This window comes from Streptomyces sp. JL2001, assembly GCF_050917515.1.
Lineage (GTDB): Bacteria > Actinomycetota > Actinomycetes > Streptomycetales > Streptomycetaceae > Streptomyces.
In genome coordinates this window covers 5626315-5649025 of record NZ_CP169421.1, presented here as the reverse complement: position 1 = coordinate 5649025, position 22711 = coordinate 5626315, and the positions used below count along the sequence as shown (strand labels likewise).

Genomic DNA, 22711 nt, shown 5'->3' with positions numbered 1-22711 from the left:
GATCGCTTTTCATGGGAGAGGTCCGTTTGTCCACCGAAGGAGCGCCCGGGGGCACCGCCCGCTCGCGGCGCAGCGCCGCGTTCGCCGTCTGGTACCTGCGCGCCGTCACGTTCGTCAACTTCCTGAGCGCCGTCTGGGTCTCGTTCGGCCAGGACCTCCGCAGACACAACACCGACAACTACTTCACGCCGTACCTGCTCACGGCGGGCTTCGCCTCGGGCGTCTTCACGCTCTTCCTCGCGATCACCATGCGCCGCCGCAAGCGCGCCGCGTGGATCCTCAACATCGTGCTGAGCGGGCTCTTCCTGCTGCTCTTCGTCGTCGCCATGATCTTCCCGGAGATCCGGCAGCACGCCCAGAACTGGATCTCCGTCGTCCTCACCGCCGCCTTCGTGCTCGCGCTGGTGCTGGGCCGCAAGGAGTTCTACGCCAAGGGCGACCGCTCCAACCCGTGGCTGGCCGCGGTCGTCGCGGTCGGCGGACTGCTCGTCACCTCGCTGCTCGCCGCACTGCTCGTGACCGTCACCAACACCTCCACCGGTACCTCGACCTTCCTGGAACGCTGGCGCTACGGCGTGCTGCGGCTGATCACGCTGGCCGCCGACGACTCGGCCTACGACGGCATCGCCACGCCCGGCTGGGTCAACGTCACGATCAACGTCCTGTCGACCCTGCTGCTCATCGCCGTGCTCTACGCCGCGTTCCGCTCGCGCCGGGCGGTCGACCCGCTGACCGCGCAGGACGAGGACAAGCTGCGGGGCCTGCTGGACAAGCACGGGGACCGGGACTCCCTCGGCTACTTCGCGCTGCGCCGCGAGAAGAGCGTGGTCTGGTCGGCCAGCGGGAAGGCCGCCGTCGCCTACCGGGTCGTCGGCGGCGTCTCGCTCGCCTCGGGCGACCCCATCGGCGACCCCGAGGCCTGGCCCGGGGCGATCGAGCCCTGGCTGGCCGAGGCCCGCGAGCACGGCTGGATCCCCGCCGTGATGGGGGCGAGCGAGGAGGCCGGCACCATCTACGCCCGGCACGGCCTCGACGCCCTCGAACTGGGCGACGAGGCGATCGTGGAGACCGACGAGTTCACCCTCGACGGCCGGGCCATGCGCACGGTCCGGCAGGCGTTCAACCGGGTCAAGCGGGCCGGCTACGAGGTCCGCATCCGGCGGCACGAGGAGATCCCCACCGACGAGATGGACGAGCTGCTGCGCAAGGCCGACGACTGGCGCGACGGGGCCACCGAGCGCGGCTTCTCGATGGCCCTCGGCCGGCTCGGCGATCCGCGGGACGGCCGCTGCGTGATGCTGGAGTGCACCGACGACGAGGGCAGGCTGCGCGCCGTGCTCTCCTTCGTGCCCTGGGGCCCGAAGGGGCTCTCGCTGGACCTGATGCGCCGTGACCGGGACTCGGAGAACGGCCTGATGGAGTTCATGGTCATCGAGCTCCTGCAGCGCGCCGGGGAGATCGGGATCACCCAGGTCTCACTCAACTTCGCGATGTTCCGCTCCGTCTTCGAACGTGGCTCGAAGCTCGGGGCGGGACCCGTGCTGCGCATGTGGCGTTCGCTGCTCAGCTTCTTCTCCCGCTGGTGGCAGATCGAGTCGCTGTACCGCGCCAACGCCAAGTACCGACCGATCTGGGAGCCCCGATTCATGCTCTTCGAGAAGAGCGCCGACCTGCTGCGCATCGGACTCGCCGCGGGCCGCGCCGAGGGCTTCCTGGAGGCGCCCGGTCTGCCGAGGTGGCTGTACCGCAGACATCTGGAGGGCACGCGGTGAGGTCGGCCCTCCGGGACTTCGCCCACCGCGAGTGGGGACCGCTGTACGCCACCGTGCGGGCCGGACTGGTCGCGCGCCGGTGGCGCGCGATCGCGATGACGCTGAGCGCGGTGTGCCTCACGGCGCTGTTCCAGGTCGTGCAGAACCAGGACTGGGGCTACCGGCCCGTCCAGGACATCGGCTCGGTCCGGGCCGAGGACCCGCTGTGGCTCGCGCTGCTGCGGACCCCGCTGTCGCTGTTCGTACCGGCGCTCGACCTACCGGTGTGGGGCGCGCTGGCGCAGGTGCTGCTCGTCTTCGGCATCGCCGAGATCTGCCTGGGCCGGTGGCGGACCCTCACGATCGCCTACGTGGCGACGCTCGCCGGGACGCTGTACGCCCGGGCGGCCGTCGCGCTCGGGCCGGACAGCCCGTTCGGCCTGCCGGCCTCGGACGCCCAGGTGGTCGACACCGGCCCGTCGGCCGCCGTGGTGGGCCTCGCGGTGTACGTGTGTTGGCGCTACCGGGCCCGCTGGACCGGGGCGCTGGTGATGTCGGCGATGGTCGTCGAGGTGCTGATCAAGAACAACCTCGCCGGCAAGGAGCACCTGGCGGCGATCGCGGCCGTGCTGCTGATCATCGCCGGCACGCGGTGGCGGGAGCGGCGGGGCGGGGATCAGTCGCCGGAGCCGGAGCCGGACCCCGAGCCGGAGCCGGAACCGGCACCCGGCCCCGGACCCGAGCCGGGACCGGGCCCCGAGATGCTCGCGGGGACCCGCTCCTGGAAGCCGCCGATCACGTCCTGAACCCGCCGCCGCACCCGGTTCCAGCGCCTGTCGTGCCGGTACGTGCGCAGGCGCGAGCGGGCTCGGGCCCGGTGGCGGCGGCGGTAGAAGTGCCGCGACCACCAGGACCCGGGGCGGGCCAGCCGCACGGCCCCGACGAGGGCGACGAACGGCACCAGCGCCCCGATCACGGCGATCCGGAACTTGCCCTTCACCAGGGACACGAGGACGAAGAGGAAGTTCACCAGGACGGTGACCAGGAAGGCGGCCCGGTTCTGCCGCTCGTCGCCGGTGAGGTCGTTGACGCCCAGGGGCGAGAAGCCGCCGAGGGCCAGCATGACCAGCGCCGCGGTGAGGACGACGACCTCGACGCTCTTCCGGCCCTGCTCGGACCAGTACACGTCGTCGAGGTGGAGGATCAGCGCGAACTCGTCGAGGACGAGCCCCGCGCCCATCCCGAACACGATCGCGAAGACGGCGGCACCGACGCCGTGCCGGTCGCTGGCGACGGCGCCGAAACCGCCGAGGACGGTCAGCACGACGCCCGGGACGACATGGTGGATGTGCAGCCCGCCCGCTGACGAGACGTTGCGGAACGGCCCCTTCCCGGCCCGGATCAGCCGGGTGACGGTCCGGGTGATCAGGAAGGTCAGGAGGAACGAGGACAGGGCGAGCAGTGTCGGGAGCTTCCCCGGCTCGATGATGTTGCGCGTGAACCAGTGACCCATGCCACCCGCTTCTGATCGCACGATTTATTGGGGTATGCGCAATTTACCGTCCGAGGACGCCCATTACCCTGCCCGGATGGACGGCCTGCGTTTCGCTTTCGGCACCCTCACGGTGCTTCCCGCCCGCATCACCCGCTGGGACCGGGACGCGGCGCGGGCCGGCATGCTCTGGGCGCCCCTCGCCGGCCTGGTCGTCGGCCTCTGCTCGGCGGCGCTCGGCGGGGTGTTCCTGCTGCTCGGCTCGGGCCCGCTGCTCGCCGCCGTGATCACGGCGGCGGTGCCGGCGGTGATGACCCGGGGCCTGCACCTGGACGGACTCGCGGACACCGCGGACGGCCTCGGCAGCGCGAAGCCGGCCGGGGACGCCCTGCGCGTCATGAAGCAGTCCGACATCGGGCCGTTCGGCGTCATCGTGCTGCTCTTCACCCTGTTCGCCCAGGTGGCGGCGCTCTACCGGCTGTACGACGAGGGCTGGGCACAGGGCGCGGTCGCCGCCGCGCTCGCCGCGACCGTCGCCCGCCTCGCCCTCACCCACGCCTCCCGCACCGGCATCCCGGCGGCGCGCCCGGAGGGCCTGGGCGCGATGGTCGCGTCGACCGTCCCGGTCGGCCCCGCGGCGCTGGCCACCGGCCTGGTGCTCGGTCTGTGCGCGGTCGCGGGCGCGGTGTTCTCCCCGTACGACGCGGTCCGGCACGTCCTGGCGGCGGGCGCGGCCCTCGCGGCCGCGGCACTGCTGCTGCGGCGGTGCGTACGGCGCTTCGGCGGCGTCACGGGAGACGTGTTCGGGGCGGTGGAGGAGACCGCGGCCACGGCGGCACTGGTGGCGCTGACGCTGGGGTGACCGTTTCGCGTGATGCCTCGGAGGGCGGCCTTCCGGATGACGGCCCGTCGACGTCCGGTCCCGGCGCGGTGGCTCAGACCCGCGTCGCGTCCGCCGGGATCTCGAAGACGATCGCGATCCCGTCACGTCCGTCGCTCCGCTCGCCGACACGCGTGAAGCCGAAGCCCGCGATCGTGGCCAGGGATGCCGTGTTGTCGGATCCGATGGTGGCCCGCACGGTCCTGACTCCGGGTTCGGCGGCGGCTCGGGCGAGCAGCGCCGCCACCATGGCGCGGGCGTAGCCCCGGCGGCGGAACCGGGGCACGACGGTGTAGCCGATCTCCACCAGTCCGGCCTCGTCCGGCGGCCCGTGGAACCCGGCGTCGCCGACGACGGTGCCGTCCGGTTCGGACACCGCGGCCCGTGTCGTCCAGGGCGCGGCGGACGGGTCCGCGGCGAGCTGGTCGGCGCGATGGCCGAAGATCCATCGGGCCCGGTCGCCGACGAAGTGCTCGTCGAGGGCGACTCCGGCCTCGGCGCTGCCGCCGGCGAGGTCTCCGTCGGCGAGCGCCCGGAGCGCCTTCGCGCTGAGCTCGACGAATCGGACGTTCTTGGCGGCGGGGAGAGGTTCGCTGTTCATCGCGAGGATGTTCGCCCGGCGGCTGCGGCCTGTCCACCGCTTTTCACCGGCCCGACCGGACGCCGTGCCCCTCCGGTCGCGCGTCGGGCGTCGGAGCCGGGGCGGGCTCCCCGTCGTCCTCGGCTCCACACCGGCCCCCTCAGGGGCAGGGGCGGCGCCACGCGTCCAGCTCGTACCGCTTCCGCATCGAGCTCAGGCCCAGCCGGGTGGTCTGCGGGCAGAACTCCCCCGTCTCCCGCTCGTACTCGACGTGGAAGACCGCCTTGCCCGCCCGGACGAACGGCGCCAGCCGCTCGCACTCGCCGTACTGGGCGCACTGCTCGTTGACGGCGAAGTCGAAGTCGTCGACCAGCTGCGGGATCTGGTCCAGGTCGTTCTTCAGGCCGACCGCGAGGCCGCGGTCGTGGGCCAGCGCGGCGATCAGCCGGTTGTAGCGGAGCTGGTCCGCGGCGGTGAGGGGGAAGCCCGTGCGGTTCCGGTAGCCGTCCATGTTGTCCGGTTCGACCGCGTCGAAGCCCTTGGCCCGGCACATGTCCAGACGGGCGGCCATCAGCGGTCCGAGGACGTCGGTGCGGCGGATGTCGAGCCAGCGCTCGCCCTCCCAGCCGTTGCCCAGGCCGAGCAGGGACGCGGGGAACCTCGCGGCGTCCGGGCGGAACTCCTCCCAGGCCCCGGTGGACAGGTAGCAGATCACCTTCCGGCCGCGCCGGTGCAGGTCCGCGACCGTGCCGGCCGGGTGGTCGAAGCCGTCGATGTCGTAGACGGGGACGTCCACGGCCGGGTCGAGCCGGCCGCTGAGCTGCCACTGCCACGCGAGGCCCGGCTTCGGCAGCCAGCGCCCGGACCGTGCCGGGCCGCCGGAGCCGCGCGCACCGTCCGGGGAGTCCGGCCCCTCGGGAGCGGCGGTGCAGGCCATCGCGAGCAACAGGGCGGCGAGCAGCGGGATCAGACGTCTCATCGGGCGGGCTCCGGCTCCAGGCCGTGGGGCAGCGTGCCCCACGGGTGGGCGCCGGCCCCCGGGACCGCGCAGTGGACGGGGGTGGCCGGCCGGACGTCGGACGGGGCGGCGTAGACGAGGTGGCAGTAGTGGTCGGCGACGGGCAGGTCGAGGTTCCGGTAGGTGTCCCACGGCCCCTCGAAGGTGACCAGCAGGTCGGCGAGTTCCGCGTATCCGGGGTCGGGGTGGGCCCCGTGGTTGAGCACGACGGCCCGGGCACCGGCGGAGCGGGCGGCGACGGAGAGGCGGCGGTAGTGGGCGAGCGCCTCCGCCTCGGTGGGCACCTGGTCGAGGAAGGCGCCGTCGGCCCCGTACCAGTCGCGGTGGCGCAGCAGTTCGGCGACGACCTCGCCGTGCGGGCGCCTGCCGTACGCGGTGTCGGTGTACCCGAGCACCCACGTGCCGGCCGCCCGCAGGCGGGCGGCGACGTCCGCGAACGCGGGGTCGGGACGCTCCCCCGCCCCGCTCGCCGGGTTGAGGACGACGCCGTACAGGGACGGCGCGGCCTCGATCACCGCGCTCCAGGCGTCCGGCCGGTCGGCCGGATGCTCGTAGAAGGGGACCAGCAGGCGGGAGTTCACGGACAAGACGGCCCCCTAGGAGCGGTGGGCGGTGGGCCGGACCAGCAGGACACGGGCGAGGACGGTGAGGACGGCGGCGGCTCCCCCGGCGACGGCGGGAGCGGCGGCCGGCGCGAGGATCTGTGCCGCGGCGGCGATCGCGCACACCACGGCGGCGGCGCGGACCGCGCCGAACGCCTGGAGCAGGAGTCCGAGCCAGAGCACCACGCCCACGAGGAGCAGCGAGACGAGCCGGGGGCCGGTCAGCCGGGGGGCGTCGGGCCAGAGCAGGGTGCCGACGGAGGCCAGGGCCAGCAGGCAGGCCAGGTAGGCGCCGAGGCAGAGGGCGAGCGTCACGGTGGTGGCGCGCGCGAAGGCGTGGGCGCTGGTGAGGGTGCGCAGGCCGGCGAGGCTCTCGCTGCGGAAGCGGTGCAGCAGCCATTCGGCCGGGCCCATGGACAGCGTGAGGGCGACGGCGGAGGGGGCGGCGACCGCGGCGGCGGGGCCGGCGGCGAGGACGTCGCCGACCGCGGTGTACAGCACGAGGAGTCCGGTGCCGAGGCCGAACAGGCCGTACGGGAGGGAGGCGGCGAGCGGCGGGGCTCCGCCGGCCCGGGGGCTCCGTGCGGTCCGGGCCGGGTGGGCGGCGCCCGCCGTGCCGTCCTTCGGGCCGCCGCGGAGGCCCGGCCCGAGGACGTTCACCGCGCAGGCCGTGGTCGCCGCGAGCGAGGCCAGCAGGAGGCCGGTGCGCAGCGGGTGCGGAAGGTCGTGGTGGAAGGCGGGCACGGCGCCCGCGAGCGGCAGCAGGGCGCCGAGCAGGGCCCGTTCGCGGCCGAGGACCAGCAGGACGGTCGCCGCGGCGAGGTAGAGCGACTGGCCGGCCGCGAACGCCATGGCCGGCAGGCCCACGGGCCCGGTCGCGAGCGCCGCGGCGAGCGCGACGAGCGTGCCGGCCAGGGCCCCGGAGGGGGCGCCGACGGCGAGGGCGCGGAGGGCGGCGCGGCGGTCGCCGAGGCCCAGCCGGCAGTAGGCGCGGTGGGACAGGGTCTGGTTCCAGACCCACCCGACGACGGCCCCTGCCAGCAGGGGGATCGTGCCCGCGGGCAGGCCGTGGGCGCCGCGGGGGCCTGCCAGGAGGGGTGCCCCGAGGACGTAGGCGAGCCCGGGGAGGGCGAAGAGGAGGCCGCGCAGGAGGCAGCCGGCGAGTTCGCCGTGCCAGGGTCCGCCGGACTCGCCGGCCGCCTCCGGTCCGGGGTGCCGCCGCTCCAGGCGGGCGTAGAGGTCCTCGGCGAGGGCGAAGGAGTCGGCGCGCCCGTAGGTGAGCCGGATGTGGTCGTCGGTCATGCCGTCGGACTCGAGGATCGCGGCTATCTCGTCGGGGTGGACGGCCACGGCGGTCAGGGCGTCGAGCCGCTCGGCGAGTTCGTCGAGCGGGTCGGGGGCGAGGGCCGTCGAGGTCCGCGTGGAGCCCGGTCCGGGGCTTCCGGGCGCGCCGTGCGCCGGGGCGCACCGGTTGGTCGCGGCCTCCCGTCCGGCCGGGAGCCGCCGTCCCGGTGGCCCGTCACCGCGGCCGTAGGGCGGGAGCGCCGTGTCGCGGCCGGTCGCCGGGGGTGCCTCCGGTGCGACGCGGCGCGCGTGCGGCAGGCCGCGCGGCGTCCCGGCCGGGCGGCCGGCCGGGCGCGGGCGGGGGACGTACGGCAGGGTGTCCCGCATCGTGCCGTTCCTGAGCCAGAGCGAGCCGCTCACGACAGGGAGCCCCCTCCGACGAGTTCCTGGCGCCATGGGTCGGTGAGCCGGACCGTCCAGTCCGCCGGCTCGGGGGCCGGATCGGCCGGGCGGCCCGCCAGTTCGCGGTAGATCCGGCGGAAGCCGTCCACCGAGCGGTGCAGCGTGAACCGGTCGACGACCCGCTGCCGGGCCCGGCGTCCCAGCTCGGCCCGTCGCTCCCCGTCCCGCAGGAGGTCGGTCACGGCCGCGGCCATCACGGCCGGCTCGCGCGGCGGCACGACGATCCCGGTGTCGCCGACGGCCTCCCGCACCCCGCCGACGTCCGTCGACACCGTGGCCCGGCCGCAGGACATCGCCTCGATCAGGGAGAAGGGGAAGCCCTCGCTGATCGAGGAGAGCATCACCACGTTGCCGGCGGCGTAGGCGCGGGCCACGTCGGAGATCCGGCCCTCGAAGGTGACGCCGTCCGTCACGCCGAGTTCGGCCGCCAGCTTCTCCAGGCGGGTCCGGTAGTCCTCGCCGCCCGCCGGGACCGGCCCGAACAACCGCAGTCGCAGTTCGGGGAGTTCGGCGCGGGCGATGGCGTACGCCCGGACCAGGGTCTCCAGGTCCTTGATCGGGTCGATCCGGCCGGCCCAGCTGAGGGTCGGGACCTCGGGTTCGGCCTCGGCGAAGGGGAAGGCCCGCGGGTCGACGCCGTTGTAGACCGTCCGGATGCGGTCGGCGGGCGCGCCGCCTCGTTCCTCCCAGCGCCGGTTGTACTGGTTGCACGGGGTGATGAGGTCGGCCTTGCGGTAGCCCAGCGAGTTCAGCTCGCGGTAGAAGCCGAGCATGAGGACCTTGACCGGCCAGCGTTGGGCCTCGGTGCGGTAGCCGAGATAGCGCTCGCGGAGGTAGATGCCGTGTTCGGTGAGCAGGAAGGGCACCCCTTCGAAGTGCTGGGCGGCGAGCGCCGGCAGGGTGGCGAGTCCGCTGGAGACGGCGTGCGCGACGCAGTCGTCGGGGACGCGGGCGGCGAGCGGTCGCAGCGCGTGCTCCAGCAGGTCCGTGGCGGTCAGGGCGTCGTGGACGGTGGGCCGGGCCGCGGCCGTCGGCAGATGCGGCATCCTCCAGATCCACATCAGCGCCCGCAGGACGCGTTCGGAGCGCAGGGCTGCGGTGAGCCCTCCGCGGCGGGCGAGTTCGGCCAGCGCGTAGAGGCCCTCGCCGAAGTCGCAGCCCGCGTCGGGGTCGAGGAGCGCCAGCAGGAACCGTTCGTAGGTGTCGGTGAAGCGGCGTCCGTCGCGTCCCCGCGGGGGACGGCGCGCGCCGGTGAGCGCGGCCGGCCCCTGCGGGGCGCCCCAGAGCGGGAAGGAGGTGTGCCGGTACACGTTGGGCGGCAGTTCCCAGGTGACCGGTTCACGTCCGCTGCCGGTGAGCGCGAGGACGTTGAAGTCGACCTCCGGCATGCCGCGGACGAGCTGGTCGCACCAGGTGCTCACGCCGCCGTGGACGTGCGGATAGGTGCCTTCGGTGAGCATGGTGACGTGACGGCCGCTGCTCGGCATGTGCGGTTCCCCCCGGAGCGTCTGGTCGGTCGTCAGGTGGTCGGCAGCTTGAGCGTGACGGCGCTCTGGAGTGCCTCGGGCGTGGTCCAGGCCGACCGGGCTCCCGCGTACGCCGTCCCGAACGCGGCGGTGCCGAGCAGGAGTTGCTTGCGGGTTCCCTCGGGGACGGTGACCGGGGCGGTCACGCCGGACGGGACGCGGACGGTGACGGTGCCGCCGACGCGGTACGCGGTGACCCGGCCGGCCGCCAGCGCCTCGTCCCAGGCGGCGCGCCGGCTCAGCTCGGTGCCCGCCTCGCTCTGACGCGGGTTGACCAGCGGGGTGTTGTCGGCGAAGAGGGCGCGGTAGTCGGCGAGGACCCGGTCGAGGACGGGGTAGAGCAGGCGCTCCTCGGCGAGGTTGGACTGGTGGACGTAGTGCGGGCGCGGGTCGTTCGACACGATGTGGGAGAGGGCGGTGCGGGCCTCCTGCGGCACGATGTGGGAGGCGTAGCCGGTGGCCGTGTCGAGCGGGGCGGGCAGGCAGCTGGAGGTGGGGTCGCCCTCGCAGATCCCGCTGCCGCCGTCGGCGCGCGCGGTGTAGATCCAGTTGTACTCGTCGGCCATCTCGGCGGCCGTGCCAACGTTGTAGTACACGTTCATGGGGTGTCGGGGGACGGTCCTCGCGGCGCCGACGGCGCGCTGCGAGGGCTCGCGCGAGTTGTCGCTCGCCGTCCATTTCACGCCATTGTCGGCGAGGGCCCCGGCGAGGTGGGGATTGTCGACGGGCTGCTGCGGAAGGGTCCTGAGCCCCGAGTGCTCGCCGGTGACGAGCTCGCCGCGGTCGACCGAGATCCCCTTGCCGACGGCCCAGTCGATGTTGTCGCGGATCTGCCCGGAGATCTCGGCGCGGCTCGTCCACAGCGGGGCGCCGGAGGTGTTCGTGGCGCACTTCCACGGGACGGTGGTGTTGTCCTGCACGCAGCCGAGGAAGGGGTGCGTGAAGGTGTGGTTGACCCACCGGTACTGGGCGCGGTCGGCGACGAGCTGCGCGGCGAGCGGGTCGGTGCCGCCGTGCTCGGTCTTCCACTGCTCGCCCTGGCCGCCGTTGTAGACCATGTCGAGGGTGAGGCCGGCGGTCTTCTGCCAGGCCGCGGCGTACCGCGCGTCGGCGGCGGTCATCCGGATCGGCGCGGCTTCCGCGTCGTCGGCGCCGGTGCAGTCGAAGTCGCCGGGGGTGCAGTTGCGGACGGTGTCCCAGCGGGCGTCGGGGGCGAGGACGTCGTCGACGTGGACGGAGAACCAGCTGTGGGACCGGCCGAGGTGGACGCCCTGGGTGAGCCATTCGACGATGCCGCGGGCGAGCACCCGGAACTGCCGCTGGTACTGGTTGTAGGCGAAGGTGACGACCAGTTCGCGGCGCCCGTCGTGGACGTACTCCCCGACGAGGCTGGCCCGGCCGCCGCCCGCGACGGGCATGTCGAGGTAGCTGGTGTAGCCCGCGCGGGGCCGCCCGGCGTAGCCGTAGCTCTCGGAGACGGACGGGTCGCCGTCCTCGAAGGCCAGCGGACCGTCGAGGTAGCGGAAGGGGCCGCCGCGGCCGGCGGCGGTGACGGTGGCGGTCGTGCCGTCGAGGACGCCGGAGAAGCCCCCGTCGGTCGTGTAGTCGAGGCCGACCTCGGGGTGGGCCCAGGTGTGGGCGTCGACCTGCGGGATGCCGAAGGCGCGCTCGTAGGCGGCCAGCGCGGCCTGCTCGGCGGAGTCGGGTCCGAAGGCGGACTCGTGGGGCAGGACGACGCCCTGGTACTTGGCCCGGGGGCGGCCGTCGACGGTGTCGCTGAGGAATCCGGCGTCGATGACGGGGCGGCCGGACTCGTTCAGGTCGACGCTGCGGTAGGGCACCCCGGTGGAGCGCAGCTCGGAGGTGATCGCCTCCACGGCGCTGCCCCCGTCGTCCACGACGAGGACGGTCAGATCGATCCGCGGTGCCGGTTCGGCGGCGCGGGCACCGGCGGACGGGACGACGGTGGCGAGCAGCGCGGCGGTGACGAGCGCCGTGGTCCGGGCGGCTCCGGGCAGGCGGGATCCGGCAGAGTCCATCGTGGTGGTGTCCCCTTCGGCAGGCCCTCCGGGCAGGAGGGAACCTGTGGAGATGATGCGTGGACGGGAGTGCCGCCCTTGCGTGAATGAGGCGATTCTGAGCGAGCCCCCGCGGCGTGAGCGGTAAACGTGAAAGAGACACCTCGGACGAGTGAATCACCGTCGCCGTGATCGAACGCGAGCGGCGAGCGTAGGCTCGTTCTCGGCGCTCTCCGGGCCGAAATACGATGCGGCGGGCACGGTCGGCCCATCCCTCGACCGCCACAGAACTCAATGGAAGCGAGATTTCACCACCGTGACTGCTCTCACTCTCAGCACCGCCGGCGCGGCGACGCTGCGTGCCGACGCCCTCGTCGTCGGCGTCGCGAAGTCCGGCAAGGCCCTGGTCGTCGCCCCGGGCGCCGAGGCCGTGGACCAGGCGTTCGACGGAAAGCTCGCCGCCGTCCTGGAGACCCTCGGTGCTTCGGGTGCCGAGGGTGAGGCGACCAAGCTGCCCGCCCCCGCCGGCCTGAAGGCCCCCGTCGTCCTGGCCGTGGGCCTGGGCTCGGCCCCCGAGGACGGCGAGGGTTACGACGCCGAGGCCCTGCGCCGCGCCGCCGGCACCGCCGCCCGCACCCTGACCGGCACGAAGAAGGCCGCGTTCGCGCTGCCGATCTCCGGCGCCGAGGACGCCGAGGCGATCGCGGAGGGCGCGCTGCTCGGCGCCTACGCCTACACCGCGTACCAGGACAGCAAGAACGGCGACGCCCGCAAGCCGCTGGCCGAGGTCGCCCTCCTCGGCGCGAAGCCGCGCGACAAGGCCCACAAGGCCGCCGCGGAGCGCGCCCAGGCACTCACCGAGGAGATCAAGCGCGCCCGCGACCTGATCAACATGCCGCCGAACGACCTCACCCCGGCCGCCTTCGCCGCCGTGGCGCAGGCCGCGGGCAAGGAGCACGGCCTCAAGGTCCAGGTCCTCGACGAGAAGGCGCTCGCCAAGGGCGGCTACGGCGGCATCCTCGGCGTCGGCGTCGGTTCCGAGAACCCGCCGCGCCTGGTCCGGATCGCCTACACCCACCCCGAGGCGGAGAAGACCCTGGCCCTGGTCGGCAAGGGCATCACCTACGACTCGGGCGGCATCTCCCTCAAGCCGGCCGGCCACAACGAGACGATGAAGTGCGACATGAGCGGCGCGGCCGCCGTGTTCGCCGCGGTCGTCGCCGCCGCCCGCATCGGCGTGCCCGTCAACGTCACGGGCTGGCTGGCGCTGGCCGAGAACATGCCGTCGGGCTCTGCCACCCGCCCCGGCGACGTGCTGCGCATGTACAGCGGCAAGACCGTCGAGGTGCTGAACACCGACGCCGAGGGCCGGCTCGTCCTGGCCGACGCGCTGACCCGGGCCTCCGAGGAGCACCCGGACGCGATCGTCGACGTGGCGACGCTGACCGGTGCGATGGTCCTGGCGCTGGGCAACCGCACCTTCGGCATCATGGCCAACGACGACGACTACCGGACCGCGATCCACGAGATCGCCGAGGAGGTCGGCGAGCAGTCCTGGCCGATGCCGCTCCCCGCGGACCTGCGCAAGGGCATGGACTCGCCCACCGCCGACATCGCCAACATGGGCGAGCGGATGGGCGGCGGCCTGGTCGCCGGCCTCTTCCTGCAGGAGTTCGTCGGCGAGGGCATCACCTGGGCCCACCTCGACATCGCCGGCCCGGCCTTCCACGAGGGCGCGCCCTACGGCTACACCCCCAAGGGCGGCACGGGCTCCGCGGTCCGCACGCTGGTCAAGCTGGCGGAGCGCACCGCCGACGGCGAGGTCTGATCCTCGGCGGGGCCGGACCGGGATCGGCCCGGCCCCACGCGACGGCCCCCGGGTTCCCGCCCGGGGGCCGTTGCGCTCTCGACGAAATCCGCAGCGTCGTCCACCCCTATTACCCACGGGTACCGACGATCGCCCGGTCTCACACACCGGCCCCGCGTCCCGCCTCCCGTCAACAAGTGCGAAGATGGGTTCTCGGCAGGACAGGGCCCCCACCACAGGGCCGAACCAGAAGCGGCCGAACACCAGCCGCCGCCCGGTCATCGGAGACCGGCGACCGGCGCACATGCATGGAGGACGTGACGTGGCGAACGACGCCAGCACCGTTTTCGACCTAGTGATCCTCGGCGGCGGTAGCGGCGGTTACGCCGCGGCGCTGCGCGGAGCGCAGCTGGGCCTGGACGTCGCACTGATCGAGAAGAACAAGCTCGGCGGCACCTGCCTGCACAACGGCTGCATTCCCACGAAGGCCCTGCTCCACGCCGGCGAGGTCGCCGACCAGGCGCGCGAGGCGGAGCAGTTCGGTGTCAAGGCCTCCTTCGAGGGCATCGACATCAAGGCCGTGCACAAGTACAAGGACGACGTGATCTCGGGCCTGTACAAGGGTCTGCAGGGTCTCGTCGCCTCCCGCAAGGTGACCTACATCGAGGGTCACGGACGGCTCTCCTCGCCGACCTCCGTCGACGTGGACGGCCGTCGTGTCGAGGGTCGTCACATCCTCCTGGCCACCGGCTCCGTACCGAAGTCGCTGCCCGGCCTGGAGATCGACGGCAACCGGATCATCTCCTCGGACCACGCGCTGACCCTGGACCGTGTCCCGGAGTCCGCGATCATCCTCGGCGGCGGTGTCATCGGCGTCGAGTTCGCGTCCGCGTGGAAGTCCTTCGGCACCGACGTCACGGTCATCGAGGGCCTGAAGCACCTGGTCCCGGTCGAGGACGAGAACAGCTCCAAGCTTCTTGAGCGCGCCTTCCGCAAGCGCGGCATCAAGTTCAACCTCGGCACGTTCTTCCAGTCCGCCGAGTACACCGACAGCGGCGTCAAGGTCACCCTGGCCGACGGCAAGACCTTCGAGGCGGAGGTCCTGCTCGTCGCCATCGGCCGCGGCCCCGTCTCGGCCGGCCTCGGCTACGAGGAGCAGGGCGTCGCCATGGACCGCGGCTACGTCCTCGCCGACGAGTACATGCGCACCAACGTGCCGACGATCTCGGCCGTGGGCGACCTCGTCCCGACGCTCCAGCTCGCGCACGTGGGCTTCGCCGAGGGCATCCTGGTGGCGGAGCGGCTGGCCGGACTGAAGACCGTTCCGATCGACTACGACGGCGTGCCCCGGGTGACGTACTGCCACCCCGAGGTCGCCTCCGTCGGCATCACCGAGGCCAAGGCCAAGGAGATCTACGGCGCGGACAAGGTCGTCGCCCTGAAGTACAACCTCGCGGGCAACGGCAAGAGCAAGATCCTCAAGACCGCGGGCGAGATCAAGCTCGTCCAGGTCAAGGACGGTGCCGTGGTCGGCGTCCACATGGTCGGTGACCGCATGGGCGAGCAGGTCGGCGAAGCGCAGCTGATCTACAACTGGGAGGCGCTGCCGGCCGAGGTCGCGCAGCTCATCCACGCCCACCCGACGCAGAACGAGGCGCTCGGCGAGGCTCACCTGGCCCTCGCAGGCAAGCCCCTCCACTCCCACGACTGATCCAGTCGACCGGGCGCGACGACCACTTTCCGCACCTCCCCCGCTCGGCGCGCCGCGCGAGCCGGGGAGACCCCACCGTTAGGAGCAACTGAAACCATGTCGGTTTCCGTAACCCTGCCGGCGCTCGGCGAGAGCGTCACCGAGGGCACCGTCACCCGCTGGCTCAAGGCCGAGGGCGAGCGCGTCGAGGCCGACGAGCCGCTGCTCGAGGTGTCGACCGACAAGGTCGACACCGAGATCCCCGCCCCCGCCTCGGGCATCCTCGCCTCCATCAAGGTCGCCGAGGACGAGACCGTCGAGGTCGGCGCCGAGCTGGCGATCATCGACGACGGCTCGGGCGCGCCCGCCGCCGCCGAGGCCCCCGCCGCCGAATCCGCTGCCCCGGCGCCCGCCGCCGAGGCCCCCGCCCCGGCCCCCGCGGCCGAGGCACCCGCCGCCCCGGCGCCCGCCGCCGAGGCCCCGGCCGCTCCGGCCGCCGGTGGTGCCTCCGGCACCGACGTCGTGCTGCCCGCGCTGGGCGAGAGCGTCACCGAGGGCACCGTCACCCGCTGGCTGAAGTCGGTCGGCGACTCGGTCGAGGCCGACGAGCCGCTGCTCGAGGTCTCCACGGACAAGGTCGACACCGAGATCCCGGCCCCGACCTCGGGTGTCCTGCTGGAGATCGTCGTCGCCGAGGACGAGACCGCCGAGGTCGGCGCCAAGCTGGCCGTCATCGGTGCCGCGGGTGCCGCTCCGGCCGCCGCCCCGGCTCCGGCCGCCGCCCCCGCCGCTCCGGCTCCGGCCCCGGCCGCTCCCGCGACCCCGGCCCCGGCTCCGGCTGCCCCGGTCGCCGCCCCGGCCGCTCCGGCCGCCGCCCCGGCGCCCGCACCGGCGCCCGCACCGGCCCCGGTCACCCCGGCGCCGGCCGCCGCCCCCGCCGTACAGCCGGCGGACGACGGCGCCTACGTCACCCCGCTGGTCCGCAAGCTCGCCACCGAGAACGGTGTCGACCTGGCGTCGGTCAAGGGCTCCGGCGTCGGCGGCCGCATCCGCAAGCAGGACGTCCTCGCGGCCGCCGAGGCCAAGAAGGCCGCCCCGGCCCCCGCCGCTGCCGCTCCGGCCGCGTCGAAGGCCCCGGCCCTCGAGGTCTCCCCGCTGCGCGGTCAGACCGTCAAGATGACCCGCATGCGCAAGGTCATCGGCGACAACATGATGAAGGCGCTGCACGGCCAGGCCCAGCTGTCCTCGGTCGTCGAGGTCGACATCACCAAGCTGATGCGGCTGCGCGAGCAGGCGAAGGCCTCCTTCGCCGCCCGTGAGGGCGTCAAGCTGTCCCCGATGCCGTTCTTCGTGAAGGCGGCGGCCCAGGCGCTGAAGGCCCACCCGGTCATCAACGCCCGGATCAACGAGGACGAGGGCACCATCACGTACTTCGACTCGGAGAACATCGGCATCGCCGTGGACTCCGAGAAGGGTCTGATGACGCCGGTCATCAAGGGTGCGGGCGACCTGAACATCGCCGGCATCTCCAAGGCCACGGCCGACCTGGCGGGCAAGGTCCGCGCCAGCAAGATCACGCCGGACGAGCTGTCCGGTGCGACCTTCACGATCAGCAACACCGGCTCGCGCGGTGCGCTGTTCGACACGATCATCGTCCCGCCGAACCAGGTCGCCATCCTGGGCATCGGCGCCACGGTGAAGCGTCCCGCCGTCATCGAGACCGCCGAGGGCACCGTCATCGGCGTGCGCGACATGACCTACCTGACGCTCTCCTACGACCACCGTCTGGTGGACGGCGCGGACGCCGCCCGCTACCTGACCGCGGTCAAGGCGATCCTCGAGGCCGGCGAGTTCGAGGTCGAGCTCGGCCTGTGAAGCACGGAGGCCCGCAGCCCGGAAGCGCAAGCTACTGAGCTGTAACAAGCCTCACCAGCAGCGCCCCCGTCGGGAAGTGTTTCCGGACGGGGGCGCCGCCGTATTGTCTAGAGGTCAACGCCCTCCCTAAGGAGCTGCTCCATGACCATCCCTGTCGTCCACTCGCTTCGCGAGCAGATCCGCGAGCACATCGTGGAGGGCATCGTCAGCGGGCGCTGGAAGCCGGGCGAGCGGATCGTGGAGCGACGGATCGCCACCGAGCTGGAGGTCAGCCAGACACCGGTCAGGGAGGCGCTGCGCGAGCTGGAGTCGCTGCGCCTGATCGAGTCGGCGCCCAACAAGGGCGTACGGGTACGGAACCTCACGGCGGCCGACCTGGAGGAGAGCTACCCCGTCCGGGCCGGTCTGGAGCAGATCGCGGCCGAGCTGGCGGCAGGGCGGCTCGCGGCCGACTGCTCGACCCTGGAGCCGCACGTCACGGCCCTGTACGAGGCGGACCGCACCGCCGACGGGACGGCGCAGGTGCGGCACACGGTGGCGTTCCACCGCGAGCTGGTGAAGGCGGCCGGGAACGGCGTGCTGCTGCACACCTGGGAGGGCCTGGGCATCGAGGTCTTCACGGCCCTGTCGATCCGCTGGCTCGGCACGGTCCAGAAGTCGTACGCGGAGGAGCACCAGGAGCTCGTGGAGGCCTTCCGCCGCGGGGACCCGAACATCGGCGCGCTCGTGAAGGCCCACGTCCTGGGCTGCGCCCCGCGGGCCTAGAAGGCGTCTCGCCCTGCCCGAGACCCGGAACACCACCGCACGGAGGGGCCTCCGGCCCCGGTCCCGACGCTCCTTTCCGTCCGAAGCCCCGCCCGGCGGGGCTTCGCTCATTCGTGCGGGCACCCCCTCATCCGGCTCCCCACCTGCGAAAACAAGGCACCGGGTGCCCAGTTTCGCGGCACCCTGTGCCGACTTTCTCGATCTGAAGAGGTTTTCCCCTTCAACCCTTTGATCGATCATCGATCGGCGACATACAGTCTTCGGCGGGCCGCAACCCCGGCCTTCGCCCTGTCCTGCCAGACAAGGCACCCCTTCTCCACCCCCATCTGTCCGGAAGGCGGCGATCATGACCGATCCCGTAGGCAAGATTCCGAGTGAGCTCGACCAGCTCCCGGACCGTGACACCGAGGAGACCGCCGAGTGGGCGGCCTCCCTCGACGCCGTCACCAAGGCCGCCGGCCCCCACCGGGCCGCCTACCTGATGCGCCGCACGCTCCAGCACGCCGAGGGCGCCGGCCTGGCCCTGCCCAAGCTGCTGGAGACGGACTACGTCAACACCATCCCCACCTCCGCGGAGCCCGTCATCGACGGTGACGAGGAGATGGAGCGGAAGATCACCGCGTGGAACCGCTGGAACGCGGCCGCGATGGTCTCCCGCGGCGCCAAGCACGGCGTCGGCGGCCACATCGCCACCTTCGCCTCCGCCGCCTGGCTCTACGAGACCGGCTTCAACCACTTCTTCCAGGGCAAGGAGGGGGACGGCTCCGGCGACCAGCTCTACATCCAGGGCCACGCCTCCCCCGGCATCTACGCCCGCGCCTTCCTCGACGGGCGCCTCACCGAGGAGCACCTCGACAACTTCCGGCAGGAGTCGGGCGGCAAGGGCCTGCCCTCCTACCCGCACCCGCGCCGCCTTCCCTGGCTGTGGGAGTTCCCGACCGTCTCCATGGGTCTGGGCCCGCTCTCGGCGATCTACCAGGCGCGCTTCAACCGCTATCTGACCAACCGCTCCATCAAGGACGTCTCCGCCTCGCACGTGTGGGCGTTCCTCGGTGACGGCGAGATGGACGAGCCCGAGTCGACCGCCGCCCTCGCGCTGGCGGCCCGCGAGGGTCTCGACAACCTGACCTTCGTCATCAACTGCAACCTGCAGCGCCTCGACGGCCCGGTCCGCGCCAACTTCAAGATCGTGCAGGAGCTGGAGGCCCAGTTCCGCGGTGCCGGCTGGAACGTCGTGAAGTCCCTGTGGGGCGGCGCCTGGGACGAGCTGTTCCAGCTCGACACCACCGGCGCGCTGGTCCGCCGGCTCCGCGAGGTCCCCGACGCGCAGGTGCAGACGTACCAGACCCGCGACGCCGCCTACATCCGCCAGGACTTCTTCGGCAAGGACCCGGCGCTCGTCGCGATGGCGCAGCTGCTGAGCGACGACAAGATCCTGGAGTGCTTCCACCTCTCCCGCGGTGGCCACGAGCCGCGCAAGGTGTACGCCGCCTACAAGGCCGCCCTGGAGTTCAAGGGCGCGCCGACGGTCATCCTCGCGCAGACCGTGAAGGGCTTCACCCTCGGCGAGGGCTTCGCCTCCAAGAACGCGAACCACCAGATGAAGAAGCTCTCGGTGGACGAGTTCAAGAACATGCGGGACCTGCTGGGCCTGCCGATCTCGGACGCGCAGTTCGTCGACGGCGTGGTGCCGTACGGCCACCCCGGCGCCGACTCCCCCGAGGTCCGCTACCTCCAGGAGCGCCGCGCGGCCCTCGGCGGCCCGGCCCCGGCCCGCCGCACGCACGCCCTCTCCCCGCTGCCGGCCCCGGCCGACAAGTCGTTCGCCGCCTTCGACAAGGGCTCCGGCTCGCAGTCGATGGCGACCACGATGGCGTTCGTCCGCCTGGTCAAGGACCTGGTCCGCGACAAGGAGACCGGCAAGCGCTGGGTCCCGATCGTGCCGGACGAGGCCCGTACCTTCGGTATGGAGTCGCTGTTCCCGTCGCTCGGCATCTACTCGCCGAAGGGCCAGACGTACGAGCCGGTCGACCGCGACCAGCTGATGTACTACAAGGAAGCCGTCAACGGCCAGATCCTGAACGAGGGCATCACCGAGGCCGGCTCGATGGCCGACTTCATCGCCGCGTCCACCGCGTACTCCACGCACGGCGAGGCGATGATCCCCTTCTACATCTTCTACTCGATGTTCGGCTGGCAGCGGACCGCCGACCAGATGTGGCAGCTCGGCGACCAGCTGGGCCGCGGCTTCCTCGTCGGCGCCACCGCGGGGCGTACGACCCTGACGGGTGAGGGTCTGCAGCACGCGGACGGCCACTCACCGGTCATCGCGGCGACCAACCCGGCGGCGCTGACGTACGACCCGGCGTTCGCCTACGAGGTCGCGGCCATCGTCAAGGAGGGTCTGCGCCGCATGTACGGCGAGGCGGCTCCGGGCGAGGACCAGGACGTCTTCTACTACCTCACGGTCTACAACGAGCCGATGCCGCAGCCGGCCAAGCCCGCCGGGATCGACGAGGGCATCGTCAAGGGCCTGTACCGCTTCAACACGGCGGAGTCCGCGGGCCTCGACCTGCCGGCGAACCCGTCGCGGATCCAGCTCCTCGGTTCGGGCACGGCGATCCACTGGGCCCTGCAGGCGCAGAAGCTGCTCGCCGAGGAGTGGGGCGTGGGCGCCGACGTGTGGTCCGCCACCTCCTGGACGGAGCTGCGGCGTGACGCGCTGGAGGCCGACGCGGCGATCCTGCGCGGCGAGGAGAAGGTGCCGTACATCCGCACGGCGCTGGAGGGCGTGGAGTCCCCGGTCCTGGCCGTCTCCGACTACATGCGCCAGGTCCCGGACCAGATCGCGCAGTGGGTCGAGCAGGACTGGTCCTCGCTCGGCGCGGACGGCTTCGGTCTCTCGGACACGCGTGACGCGGCCCGCCGCCACTTCGGTGTCGACGCGCAGTCGATCGTGGTCGCGGCCCTCGCCCAGCTCGCCCGTCGCGGCGAGGTCCCGGCCTCGGCCGTGAAGGAGGCGCGCGAGCGCTACGGCCTGTAGTTCCCCGGCCCGGCTGTCGGTGGCGGCACGCATGATGGATTCATGCGCGCCGCCCGGCTGATCAAGATGGTCCTGCTGCTCCAGTCCCGTACCGCCATGACGGCGGCCGAACTGGCCGAGGAGCTGGAGGTGTCCGAGCGGACCGTCACCCGCGATGCCCTCGCCCTCTCGGAGGCGGGGGTTCCGGTGTATGCGGACCGGGGCAGGGCAGGCGGGTACCGGCTGATCGGCGGCTACCGCACCCGGCTGACCGGTCTGGCGCGCGGCGAGGCCGAGGCGCTCTTCCTGTCGGGGCTGCCGGGCGCGCTGCGGGAGATGGGCCTGGAGGACGCGGCCTCGGCCGCCCGGCTGAAGGTCTCGGCGGCGCTGCTGCCCTCGCTGCGCGACGCCCCGGACTCCGCGGCACAGCGCTTCCTGCTCGACGCTCCGGGCTGGTACCAGGAGCCGGCGACCCCGGAGTGGCTGCCGCCGGTCGCGGAGGCGGTCTGGGACGACCGGACGATCTCCGCCCGCTACCGGCGCGGCGACCGCGAGGTGGAGCGCGAACTCTCCCCGTACGGCCTCGTCCTGAAGGCGGGCGTCTGGTACCTGTGCGCGCGTTCCGGCACGGCCTTCCGGACGTACCGGATGGACCGCTTCACGGCCGTCGTCCGCACCGGGGAACGCTTCGAACGGGACGAGGGGTTCGACCTGCCTGCCTTCTGGGCCGAGCGCGCCGCGGAGTTCGCCCGGTCGATCCTGCGCGCCGAGGTCGTGCTGCGCCTCTCGCCGGCGGGGGCGCGCCGGCTGCCGTACGTGACGGACCGCGCGGCGGCCGAGGAGGCGCTGGCGGCCGGCTCGACGGACGCCGAGGGCCGCGTGACGGCGACGCTCCCCGTGGAGAACGAGGAGGTCGCCTTCAGTCAGCTCCTCTCCCTGGGCCCGGACGCGGAGGTCCTCGGACCGGATTCCCTGCGGTCCCGTCTGGCCGAGGCGTCCCGGGCCCTCGCGGCGCTCTACCGGTAGTCCGCCACGTCCGGGTTCCCGGTCTCACCCGCGATCATGTAGCCCCAGGCGTCCGGCCGGGAGCCGTCGGCGTCCGTGAAGCCGTACTCCCTGGCGAGACTCCCGCTGTCGAGCGACCGGCCGTTCCAGCGGGCCCGGTCGGGGTCGGCGGCGAGAGCGGCCACCGCGCGGCCGACGTAGGCGGGGGACTCGGCGATCTCGAAGCCGGGGACCTTCTCGACGGCGTCGCGCCAGTTCTCCTCCGTGACCTCGAAGGCGGCGAGCATCTGCTCCGAGCGCAGCCATCCCGGTGTGAGCGCGACGGCGGTGCCGCCGACGTCCTTCAGGTCGTGGGCGAGGGCGAACGCCATCCGGATCGGGGCGTTCTTCACCAGGTCGTAGAAGAAGTTGAGCCGGAAGCGGGTGTTGTACTCCGCCGTGCCGTCGGTCATCTCGACGACCAGGGCGCCGGGGTGCCTGATCAGCAGGGGCACCGCGAGACGGGAGGTGATCGCGTGGGTCCGCACGCCGAGCTCCAGCATCCGCAGCCCGCCCGCCAGGTCGGTCTCCCACACCTTCTTGTCGAACTCGACCAGGTGCTCGCCGCCCCAGACGTCGTTGACGAGGACGTCGAGCCGGCCCTGCTCCCTGTCGATGCGTGCGACGAGCGCCTCGACCTGGTCGATCTCCAGATGGTCGGTGGGCACGGCGATGCCCTCGCCGCCGGCCGCCGTCACCAGCTCGGCCGTCTCCTCGATGGTCTCGGTCGTCCGGCCGACCTCGCTGGCCTTCCCGCGCGTGGTGCGCCCGGTGACGTACACGGTGGCGCCCGCCGCGCCCAGCTGTACGGCGATACCCCGGCCCGCACCCCGCGTGGCGCCCGCGACCAGTGCGATCCTGCCGCCGAGCGGCTTCGGTTCAGTCGTCATGGATC

16 protein-coding genes and 1 pseudogene are annotated in these 22711 nt (G+C 72.9%); 9 read left to right on the top strand and 8 right to left on the bottom strand.

Annotation, left to right across the window (positions count from 1 at the left end; genetic code table 11):
* The first annotated feature begins 11 nt into the window (after positions 1–11).
* Together ACE1OA_RS25155 and ACE1OA_RS25150 are read left to right on the top strand one after the other, a co-directional pair.
* Positions 12–1772, top strand: coding sequence for a phosphatidylglycerol lysyltransferase domain-containing protein (locus tag ACE1OA_RS25155; protein WP_384868692.1), 1761 nt, complete (start codon positions 12–14; stop codon positions 1770–1772).
* Positions 1769–2429 (top strand): annotated as a pseudogene (locus ACE1OA_RS25150) (hypothetical protein); the annotation flags it as partial. The gene ACE1OA_RS25155 and the pseudogene ACE1OA_RS25150, both read left to right, overlap by 4 nt.
* Here the strand turns inward: ACE1OA_RS25150 and ACE1OA_RS25145 are convergent.
* On the bottom strand, positions 2428–3264 hold the full coding sequence (locus tag ACE1OA_RS25145) for a hypothetical protein (RefSeq protein ID WP_386544311.1): 837 nt from the start codon (positions 3262–3264) through the stop codon (positions 2428–2430). The pseudogene ACE1OA_RS25150 and the gene ACE1OA_RS25145 sit on opposite strands and share 2 nt — an antisense overlap.
* A 76-nt stretch (positions 3265–3340) precedes the next feature.
* Here ACE1OA_RS25145 and ACE1OA_RS25140 point away from each other — a divergent pair, with 76 nt between their 5' ends.
* Positions 3341–4105 carry an adenosylcobinamide-GDP ribazoletransferase gene (locus ACE1OA_RS25140; RefSeq protein WP_384868631.1) on the top strand — a complete coding sequence of 255 codons (765 nt, stop codon included), beginning with the start codon at positions 3341–3343 and terminating at the stop codon, positions 4103–4105.
* A gap of 73 nt (positions 4106–4178) precedes the next feature.
* On the opposite strand, the gene ACE1OA_RS25135 is transcribed toward ACE1OA_RS25140, so the two are convergent.
* The 6 genes from ACE1OA_RS25135 to ACE1OA_RS25110 form a co-directional block, all read right to left on the bottom strand.
* A complete protein-coding gene (locus tag ACE1OA_RS25135) occupies positions 4179–4724 on the bottom strand; it encodes a GNAT family N-acetyltransferase (protein ID WP_384868629.1) in 546 nt (181 codons plus the stop codon).
* Positions 4725–4863: 139 nt separating this feature from the next.
* The gene (locus ACE1OA_RS25130; protein WP_384868627.1) at positions 4864–5682 is read right to left on the bottom strand and encodes an endo alpha-1,4 polygalactosaminidase; all 819 of its coding nucleotides are present in this window, start codon (positions 5680–5682) and stop codon (positions 4864–4866) included.
* On the bottom strand, positions 5679–6302 hold the full coding sequence (locus ACE1OA_RS25125) for a spherulation-specific family 4 protein (RefSeq protein WP_356603444.1): 624 nt from the start codon (positions 6300–6302) through the stop codon (positions 5679–5681). Before ACE1OA_RS25125 ends, ACE1OA_RS25130 begins: the two co-directional genes overlap by 4 nt.
* A gap of 15 nt (positions 6303–6317) precedes the next feature.
* Positions 6318–8027: a hypothetical protein gene (locus tag ACE1OA_RS25120; RefSeq protein ID WP_432753435.1), complete on the bottom strand. Its 1710-nt coding sequence runs from the start codon at positions 8025–8027 to the stop codon at positions 6318–6320.
* Complete coding sequence (gene pelF, locus ACE1OA_RS25115; protein ID WP_432753434.1) at positions 8024–9556, bottom strand: GT4 family glycosyltransferase PelF; 1533 nt, start codon at positions 9554–9556, stop codon at positions 8024–8026. The genes ACE1OA_RS25120 and pelF overlap by 4 nt, the downstream gene beginning before the upstream one ends.
* Positions 9557–9588: 32 nt before the next feature.
* On the bottom strand, positions 9589–11634 hold the full coding sequence (locus ACE1OA_RS25110; protein WP_432753433.1) for a hypothetical protein: 2046 nt from the start codon (positions 11632–11634) through the stop codon (positions 9589–9591).
* A gap of 295 nt (positions 11635–11929) precedes the next feature.
* On the opposite strand from ACE1OA_RS25110, the gene ACE1OA_RS25105 reads away from it, so the two are divergent.
* The 6 genes from ACE1OA_RS25105 (at position 11930) to ACE1OA_RS25080 (ending at position 21798) form a co-directional block, all read left to right on the top strand.
* Positions 11930–13441, top strand: coding sequence for a leucyl aminopeptidase (locus ACE1OA_RS25105; RefSeq protein WP_356603128.1), 1512 nt, complete (start codon positions 11930–11932; stop codon positions 13439–13441).
* A 301-nt stretch (positions 13442–13742) separates the two neighbouring features.
* Complete coding sequence (gene lpdA, locus ACE1OA_RS25100; RefSeq protein ID WP_356603126.1) at positions 13743–15131, top strand: dihydrolipoyl dehydrogenase; 1389 nt, start codon at positions 13743–13745, stop codon at positions 15129–15131.
* 96 nt (positions 15132–15227) lie between these two features.
* On the top strand, positions 15228–16985 hold the full coding sequence (gene sucB, locus ACE1OA_RS25095; protein ID WP_432753432.1) for a 2-oxoglutarate dehydrogenase, E2 component, dihydrolipoamide succinyltransferase: 1758 nt from the start codon (positions 15228–15230) through the stop codon (positions 16983–16985).
* A gap of 141 nt (positions 16986–17126) precedes the next feature.
* Complete coding sequence (locus ACE1OA_RS25090; RefSeq protein ID WP_356603122.1) at positions 17127–17750, top strand: GntR family transcriptional regulator; 624 nt, start codon at positions 17127–17129, stop codon at positions 17748–17750.
* Positions 17751–18096: 346 nt separating this feature from the next.
* Positions 18097–20793 carry a pyruvate dehydrogenase (acetyl-transferring), homodimeric type gene (gene aceE / locus ACE1OA_RS25085; protein ID WP_356603120.1) on the top strand — a complete coding sequence of 899 codons (2697 nt, stop codon included), beginning with the start codon at positions 18097–18099 and terminating at the stop codon, positions 20791–20793.
* A gap of 42 nt (positions 20794–20835) precedes the next feature.
* Positions 20836–21798, top strand: coding sequence for a helix-turn-helix transcriptional regulator (locus ACE1OA_RS25080; protein WP_386544944.1), 963 nt, complete (start codon positions 20836–20838; stop codon positions 21796–21798).
* Here ACE1OA_RS25080 and ACE1OA_RS25075 read toward each other — a convergent pair.
* The gene (locus ACE1OA_RS25075; protein ID WP_356603116.1) at positions 21789–22706 is read right to left on the bottom strand and encodes an SDR family oxidoreductase; all 918 of its coding nucleotides are present in this window, start codon (positions 22704–22706) and stop codon (positions 21789–21791) included. The two genes, ACE1OA_RS25080 and ACE1OA_RS25075, sit on opposite strands and share 10 nt — an antisense overlap.
* Positions 22707–22711 lie beyond the last annotated feature (5 nt).

Coding starts and splice junctions, on each gene's coding strand:
- ACE1OA_RS25155 (WP_384868692.1), top strand. CDS start 12: ATGGGAGAGGTCCGTTTGTCCACCGAAGGAGCGCCCGGGGGCACCGCC.
- ACE1OA_RS25145 (WP_386544311.1), bottom strand. CDS start 3,264: ATGGGTCACTGGTTCACGCGCAACATCATCGAGCCGGGGAAGCTCCCG.
- ACE1OA_RS25140 (WP_384868631.1), top strand. CDS start 3,341: ATGGACGGCCTGCGTTTCGCTTTCGGCACCCTCACGGTGCTTCCCGCC.
- ACE1OA_RS25135 (WP_384868629.1), bottom strand. CDS start 4,724: ATGAACAGCGAACCTCTCCCCGCCGCCAAGAACGTCCGATTCGTCGAG.
- ACE1OA_RS25130 (WP_384868627.1), bottom strand. CDS start 5,682: ATGAGACGTCTGATCCCGCTGCTCGCCGCCCTGTTGCTCGCGATGGCC.
- pelF (WP_432753434.1), bottom strand. CDS start 9,556: ATGCCGAGCAGCGGCCGTCACGTCACCATGCTCACCGAAGGCACCTAT.
- ACE1OA_RS25110 (WP_432753433.1), bottom strand. CDS start 11,634: ATGGACTCTGCCGGATCCCGCCTGCCCGGAGCCGCCCGGACCACGGCG.
- sucB (WP_432753432.1), top strand. CDS start 15,228: ATGTCGGTTTCCGTAACCCTGCCGGCGCTCGGCGAGAGCGTCACCGAG.
- ACE1OA_RS25090 (WP_356603122.1), top strand. CDS start 17,127: ATGACCATCCCTGTCGTCCACTCGCTTCGCGAGCAGATCCGCGAGCAC.
- aceE (WP_356603120.1), top strand. CDS start 18,097: ATGACCGATCCCGTAGGCAAGATTCCGAGTGAGCTCGACCAGCTCCCG.
- ACE1OA_RS25080 (WP_386544944.1), top strand. CDS start 20,836: ATGCGCGCCGCCCGGCTGATCAAGATGGTCCTGCTGCTCCAGTCCCGT.
- ACE1OA_RS25075 (WP_356603116.1), bottom strand. CDS start 22,706: ATGACGACTGAACCGAAGCCGCTCGGCGGCAGGATCGCACTGGTCGCG.